Here is a 6,725-nt window from a genome sequence, read left to right on the forward strand (position 1 = left end):
ATTTCCCCCTTCCGGAATTAAGCGGGAGGGGGCTTTATATGTTGTCTTTATCTTGTTTAGCCCTGGCTATTCTGCTATAATAAGATACAGCTGTCAAAATCGATCTGAGGAGGATGTTGACGTGGAGGTATTGATGCTGGGAATCGGGGGCGGGACGGCTTCAGGTAAAACAACTCTGGCGAAGATTTTAAAGAATTCTTTTGCGGATGAAGTTTCCATATTGAAGCTGGATTATTATTATCATGATCTGGAATACTTCGACGAACCTGAAGATCAGATAAACTTCGATCATCCCGATGCTTTCGAAATTTCATTACTCAACCAACACCTGGATAAGCTCAGGGATGGTAAAACGGTCAAAAGACCGGTCTATAACTTTAAAACCAATCGTCGCCTTCAGGAAACCTGCCCGGTTCAGCCCTCCCGCATAATTATAGTCGAGGGAATTCTGGCTCTTTATTATCAATCGCTGTGTTCACAGTACGATCTGAGAATCTATGTCGACACTGACAGCGATATCAGGCTGCTGCGCAGAATCAGCAGGGATATCAAGGAAAGGGATAGAACTCTGCAGTCGGTCAAAAAACAGTATATTTCCACCGTCAAGCCCATGCACGAGCAGTTTGTAGAGCCCAGCAAATCAAAAGCTGATATAATAATTCCCCACGGCGGTTTGAATGATATCGCCAACGATCTGCTGATAGAAAAGATCAGAGGTCACCTGGAAAAGGTGAGCGGGAAATAGCAAAGGATTTTTCAAAAGCTTTGTTTATCCATTTTAAGGAAATTAAAAGGATTTTTGTAATCGCCCCCGAAGTATATATCATCTCAATAAAATGAGGTGAATATAAATGGTTATCAGGGGCGAGAAATTTTGGGCGTTAATCGTGGTCATTGCTGTAGCTGCTTTTTGGTTCGGGCGGGCTGGCATTTTTCCGGGCGGAGAGACTGATTCTGAAGTATCCGGGCCGCCGGCACAGACAGGTCAGGTCGGTTCAGCAGAGGAAGGAGAAAACAGGAACAATGTGAAAATTACAGTGCATGTAGCCGGCGAGGTCAATCAACCCGGGGTTTATCATCTCAAAGAAGGATCACGCATTGTCGATGGAATCATCGCTGCCGGAGGTGAGGGGGATAATGCAAATCTCGATGTGATAAATCTGGCCCGCAGGCTGGAAGACGGTGAAATGATCAACATTCCTGGAGGGAGTCAGGACACAGCAGGAAGCGCCGAAAAGTTTTTGAGCGAAGCAGATTCCGGGAGTTTAGAAAAGAAATCTGGCCAGCAGCCCGCCGGTTATTCTTCGTCTCCAATTGATTTGAATCAGGCCGACGCCTCCCTTTTAGAATCTCTTTCCGGGATAGGTGAGGTCAGGGCTGAGGAGATCGTTGCCTACCGCCGGGAAAATGGAGAATTTAATTCCGTCGAGGAATTGAGCAGAGTGCCGGGAATTGGAGAGGTGACTGTTGAAAATCTGCGCGATCATGTGACGGTCAAATGAAAGGTCTTTATTCCTCTTATCCCTTTTTGTTTGGATTTATCTATCTCATAATATTAATTGAGTTAGCCAGGCTTCTGGAAACTTCAGCGGTATTTTTTTTGAGCCCTGTGATTTTGGCAGCAGCCCTGATCTCAAAGCAGAAAAGCTCATCAAATTTTTTGTGCGGCTTATACTGCGATGATCCAGGGGATGATTCATATTCTGATAAAACAGATATTTTGCTGAAAAAGTTCACAGGTCTTTCCGCCTGGCTGATTTTAATAATGCTTATTATCACGGCGGTTATGTTAGTTCGCTGGGATTTCATCCAGCGCCATAATACCGGTTATTTTCTGGCCGGGCTTTCCGACAGGACGATTGTGGCTGAAGTTATAGATTTTGATCGACACGGTTATATTCTTCGGGCCAGAAAATTCTATCACAAAAGTTTTTATCCGGATCTTTTTTCTGTCCTGATAAGTTTGAATACCAAAAGCGAACTCGACAAAGGCACGGTTTTAGAAGTTCCCGCCGGCAGTATAAACCCGCGGGAATATGACCCGGAAGAAGTCTCCGCCTCTGCCAGGAACATCACCGCAGGAAATTATTATACTGTCAGCGATTTCAATGTTTTAGAGGGTAAAAAGCCTGATTCCAGCAGATTTACTTTCAGCCTGAATAATTTGAGAAGTTTGTTGTCCGGATATCTGGACAAACATTTTCAAGAGGAAGAGTCCAATCTCCTAAAAGCTTTGCTGCTGGGAATGAGAGATAATACCGGAGAGATGGCAGTTTTGATGCGCCGGGCGGGTGTGGGACATCTGCTGGCTCTTTCCGGCCTGCATATAGGATATATAACTATTTTCAGCCTGGGATTTTTACGGGGACTGGGCGGTATTACCGGCATCGATAAAGTAAAATATCTCTCCCTGCCTTTTATTCTGGGATATGTTTTTCTGGCTGGAGCCAGCCCCTCCCTTTTGCGGGCAGGCATCATGAGCTCGGTCTGGATAATCCTGTTTTCTGTGGAACAAAAAACAGCTTCACTGAACGTGCTGGGGTTGACGGGAATATTGGTGCTGCTATTAAACCCCTATTATCTTTATTTGATCAGCTTTCAGCTTTCATTTCTGGTCGTTACCTCTCTGCTTATTTTTCTGCCGCGGTTGAGAGATTTGAGCCCGGTAAAATTTACGCCTTTTTTGCTGAGCCTAACTGCTCAACTGGGTTCTCAACCACTGCTTTTAAGAATTTCAGGGGTATTCAATTTAAATGGTCTGGCTGCCAATCTAATTCTGGTCCCGCTTCTCGGACCCATATTGCTCATAAATCTAATATTTCTGCTGGCTGCTCCTTTCAACTTTCGGGCAGCTTCTTTACTGGCCCGTTTGAGCAGTTTTATGCTCGCTCCTTTTTTCTATCTGACCGAAATAATGTCACGGCTGCCTCTATATCTCGAGAGCGAATTTCTGCGGGAGGCTGAAAGCTTTTCTTCTTTGCCGGAAACATTCATGTTTTCTCCGCTGCTGTCATTTTACATTCTTCTTTTCATTCTGCCTCATTATCTGGAAAAAATCCTGGTGGGAAGGAAACTCTGTTCGGGAAAAATGATAAACTTTAGAAGCATAAGTCTGGAAGTTTTCTTGCTATTTAATTTTTTGCATATCGCTGCTTTTCTTTTCAGGCAGCTGGGGAAACTATAACTTTCATCGAGGGGAAAATAAATTCATGGGTGAAAAAAAACTGCTGAATAGGAATTATAAAGATTTGATGCAGCCTCACTTAATAACCGGAGAGGAAAGATATCTGATAAAACAGCTTTTAGGTAAGATTGAAAATAAATTTATGGACTCCGGAGAAAAATATGATAAAATAAAGCTTGAGGATGGAGAGGACAATTTCTTAAGAGAGCTCAACCAGTCAGTTTACAATATTGGTATGCTCTCAGATTACAAATTCATCATTGTGGAATGCAATGATCTTTTCTCCCGGAGCACAGGATTTGATGAAAGAGTCATAGAAATAATAAACGACACGCCTGAAAATGCTGCAATATTTTTCTATGCTGTGGGCGGGGTGGATGGAAGGCTGAAGACCGTAAATGCCATAAAAAAAGCGGGAGAATTTGTTGAACTTAACACGCCACGCTCGGGTGAATTGAAAAGATGGATCAATAAGAAATTTCAAGCCCTCGATAAAAAGCCTGATAGAGAACTGGTGGAAAAATTGAATTTCCTCTTTGGAGAAGATCTCGAGGCGCTCAATAAAGAGATTGAAAAGCTTGCAACTTTCAAGTTTGCCGATGAGAATTTATACTTTGAAGAATGTAAAGATGTTCTGAGCCAGGAAGGTATAACCGGTGAAAAAATTATTTTCGAACTGGTCGATTGCTGGGCCCGGGGAGATAAGCCCGAGGCGGTAAGGCTTTATCGGGAGATCATTAAAAACGGACGCAGTCCTTTATACGTGCTATCTATGCTGAAAAGGCAGCTGAGATTGCTTTTATCTGTCAAGGAAGCCAGAAAAGCGCACGGGGATAATCATCGCCAGATAGCCGGACATCTGCAGGAGCATCCCTATGCGATTAAGAAATGCCTCAAACAGGAGAAAAAATTCGAGCGTGAAGAATTGCTGGCTGCATTAAAAAAGCTTCTGCGGGCAAATCGACGCATTGTCAGGGGGAAGTATGTGGACAAAAAAGATCCGGTTGAAGATTTTCTGCTGCAGATTTAACATTTGCGTTCTGTAAAAATAAAAAACTTACCTCCTTTCAGATGCCGTATACTGGCAGGGAGGTAAGCATATTGGGTCAGGCATAAAATTGTCGGGCATATAAATTTTTTACGGACTATCCTTTTCTGAATTACTCTGTTTCAGGAGAGAACTTTTCGTTATAATTTCTGTGAAGTTTGGACTTGCGCCGGGCGGCTCTTTTCTTGGGTATTATATCCTTTCCGGCAACTTTATCCAGAACTTTAAAAGCTCTGGAAAGAGCTTCTTTTGCTTCCTCCTGATCACCTTTTGAGAGTTTGATTTCAAAATCCTTTATGGCATCCTTGAGCTTTTGCCGCCATTTACGATTATATCTGGTATTTCTTTCTTCCACTCTAATTCTTTTTTCAGTATTGGTTTTCAAAGTTGGCATATTTTTGCACCTCCCATTTAATGATGTATGTTTATCTGAATTCAGGAACAGCAGATATATTATCAGAGGAAAACCCACACAGATTTAATTCTACCAGATAGGCCGTCTTAATGCAAATATTGCCGGCCCCCAATCAAAGGAGGATTTCTTAGTTGTTTAATAAAGATACCGAAAAGAAGAGGAATTTTTGCATAATAGCTCATATTGATCACGGCAAGTCGACCCTGGCCGATCGTTTTTTGGAAAGAACAAATATGGTTGAAGAAAGAGAGATGAAAGATCAATTTCTTGACAGCATGGATCTGGAGCGCGAAAAAGGGATAACAATAAAAGCTCAGACGATCACCCTTCCCTACCGGGGTCATAATCTCAATCTCATAGATACTCCCGGTCACGTGGACTTCACCTACGAAGTATCGAGAAGTCTGGCAGCCTGCGAAGGAGCACTGCTGGTAGTCGATGCCGTGCAGGGAGTGGAAGCTCAGACCCTGGCCAACGTTTATCTGGCCCGGGAAAATGATTTGAAAATAATCCCGGTTATAAACAAGATGGATCTACCCCAGGCGGATGCTCAGTCTGTCAAAGAACAGCTGATAGAACTCGAGATAGAGCCGGACGATGCCATCCTGGCCAGCGCAAAGGAGGGCAGGGGGATAGATGAGATACTGGACGCGATAATCGAGGAAATTCCGGCCCCTCAGGGCGGGATAGATAATCCCACTCAGGCTTTAGTTTTCGATTCAGCCTATGATTCCTACAGGGGAGTTATTCCTCACCTGAGAGTTTTCGAGGGCGATATAAGTGCTGGAGATGAAATTAAATTAATGGCCAGCGGAAAAAATTATGAGGTGGAAGAGGTCGGCATCTTCACCCCCCGAATGAAAGAGACGGATTATTTAAAGCCCGGTGATGTAGGTTATTTGATCGCTAACATCAAAAATATTAGAAACTGTCGGGTGGGTGAAACTATCACTGAGGCCCAAAATAGTGCCGAATCACCCCTTCCGGGATACAGAGAGATAAAACCGATGGTATTTTCGGGCTTATATCCCTCCGACAATGATGATTACAGCCTGCTGGAGCAGGCGCTGGAAAAGCTGCAGCTTAACGATGCAGCCCTCAGATATGAGTCAGAAAGTTCATCAGCACTCGGTTATGGATTCCGGTGTGGATTTTTGGGGCTTCTGCACATGGAAGTTGTACAGGAACGACTCGAGCGTGAATATGATATCGATCTTATCACCACCGCTCCCAGCGTTATTTATAAGGTGGTTAAAACTGATGGCGAAACGGCTAAGATAGAAAACCCCTCTCACTTTCCGCCGAAAAATGAGATAGAATGGGTGGAAGAGCCCTATGTGAGAGCGGAGTTAGGAGTTCCTGAAGAGCATATAGGTGCAGTTATGGAGCTCTGCGAAAACAACAGAGGAGAGTTCGAGGAGATGAATTTTTTGGACAGACAGAGGGTTATTTTAAATTATGAAATCCCCATGAGCGAAATAATCACAGATTTTTTCGACAGATTAAAATCCTGCAGCCAGGGGTATGCCACACTGGATTATGAACAGATAGGCTACAGAGAATCAGATCTGGTCAAACTCGACATTCTGGTCAATAAAGAACAGGTGGATGCTCTTTCCCTGGTCGTGCCGCGCGATGTAGCTGAAAAGCGGGGGAGAGCTATTCTCAAAAAATTAAAAGATGAGATACCCAGACAGTTATTCGAAATTCCCCTGCAGGCCAGCATCGGCAGCAATATAGTTGCCAGAGAGGATATTCCTGCCCATAAAAAAGATGTCACGGAAGGCCTTTACGGTGGCGATTTCACCAGAAAGAGAAAACAGCTGGAAAAACAAAAAGAGGGAAAGAAACGAATGAAAAAGGTTGGAAGTGTAAATATACCTCAAAAAGCTTTCATGGCGGTTCTGGAGAAGGATGAACGTAATTAGGCCATAATTAGCACTTCGTTGATAAATTCAGCAGCATTAAAATAAGGATCTTCTTGTCTTCAGTTAGTTAATAGGTGTGTCAAAAACCTCATTTAGTTGTACTGGAAGATATAAAGCTTCGTTCACAATGAAATTTTTCCCCGATCTTAT

The 6,725-nt window shown here is 43.4% G+C and carries 6 protein-coding genes; 5 read left to right on the plus strand and 1 reads right to left on the minus strand.

Translation table 11 applies throughout. The annotated features are described in order from the left end of the window. Window positions 1–121 precede the first annotated feature (121 nt). The 4 genes from udk (at window position 122) to holA (ending at window position 4,214) form a co-directional block, all read left to right on the plus strand. The gene (gene udk, locus BLT15_RS11735; protein ID WP_200769766.1) at window positions 122–745 is read left to right on the plus strand and encodes a uridine kinase; all 624 of its coding nucleotides are present in this window, start codon (window positions 122–124) and stop codon (window positions 743–745) included. Window positions 746–851: 106 nt separating this feature from the next. Next, window positions 852–1,502, plus strand: coding sequence for a ComEA family DNA-binding protein (locus tag BLT15_RS11740; RefSeq protein ID WP_089762013.1), 651 nt, complete (start codon window positions 852–854; stop codon window positions 1,500–1,502). 218 nt (window positions 1,503–1,720) lie between these two features. Then, window positions 1,721–3,184 carry a ComEC/Rec2 family competence protein gene (locus BLT15_RS11745; RefSeq protein WP_159429940.1) on the plus strand — a complete coding sequence of 488 codons (1,464 nt, stop codon included), beginning with the start codon at window positions 1,721–1,723 and terminating at the stop codon, window positions 3,182–3,184. Window positions 3,185–3,209: 25 nt separating this feature from the next. Next, window positions 3,210–4,214 (plus strand): DNA polymerase III subunit delta, encoded by a 1,005-nt coding sequence (holA, locus tag BLT15_RS11750; protein ID WP_089762018.1) that lies wholly within the window; start codon window positions 3,210–3,212, stop codon window positions 4,212–4,214. 130 nt (window positions 4,215–4,344) lie between these two features. Here holA and rpsT read toward each other — a convergent pair whose 3' ends face one another. After that, window positions 4,345–4,626 (minus strand): 30S ribosomal protein S20, encoded by a 282-nt coding sequence (rpsT, locus tag BLT15_RS11755; RefSeq protein WP_089762020.1) that lies wholly within the window; start codon window positions 4,624–4,626, stop codon window positions 4,345–4,347. Between the two features lie 152 nt (window positions 4,627–4,778). On the opposite strand from rpsT, the gene lepA reads away from it, so the two are divergent. Then, entirely contained in the window at window positions 4,779–6,575 is a 1,797-nt protein-coding gene (gene lepA, locus BLT15_RS11760; protein WP_089762023.1) for a translation elongation factor 4, read from the plus strand. The last annotated feature ends 150 nt before the right edge of the window (window positions 6,576–6,725 follow it).

Origin of the sequence: Halarsenatibacter silvermanii (genome assembly GCF_900103135.1) — a bacterium.
Classification (GTDB): domain Bacteria; phylum Bacillota; class Halanaerobiia; order Halanaerobiales; family Halarsenatibacteraceae; genus Halarsenatibacter; species Halarsenatibacter silvermanii.

Bases quoted from the DNA above. Each gene is read 5' to 3' on its own strand.
- BLT15_RS11740 (WP_089762013.1), top strand. From the start codon at position 852: ATGGTTATCAGGGGCGAGAAATTTTGGGCGTTAATCGTGGTCATTGCT.
- rpsT (WP_089762020.1), bottom strand. From the start codon at position 4,626: ATGCCAACTTTGAAAACCAATACTGAAAAAAGAATTAGAGTGGAAGAA.
- holA (WP_089762018.1), top strand. From the start codon at position 3,210: ATGGGTGAAAAAAAACTGCTGAATAGGAATTATAAAGATTTGATGCAG.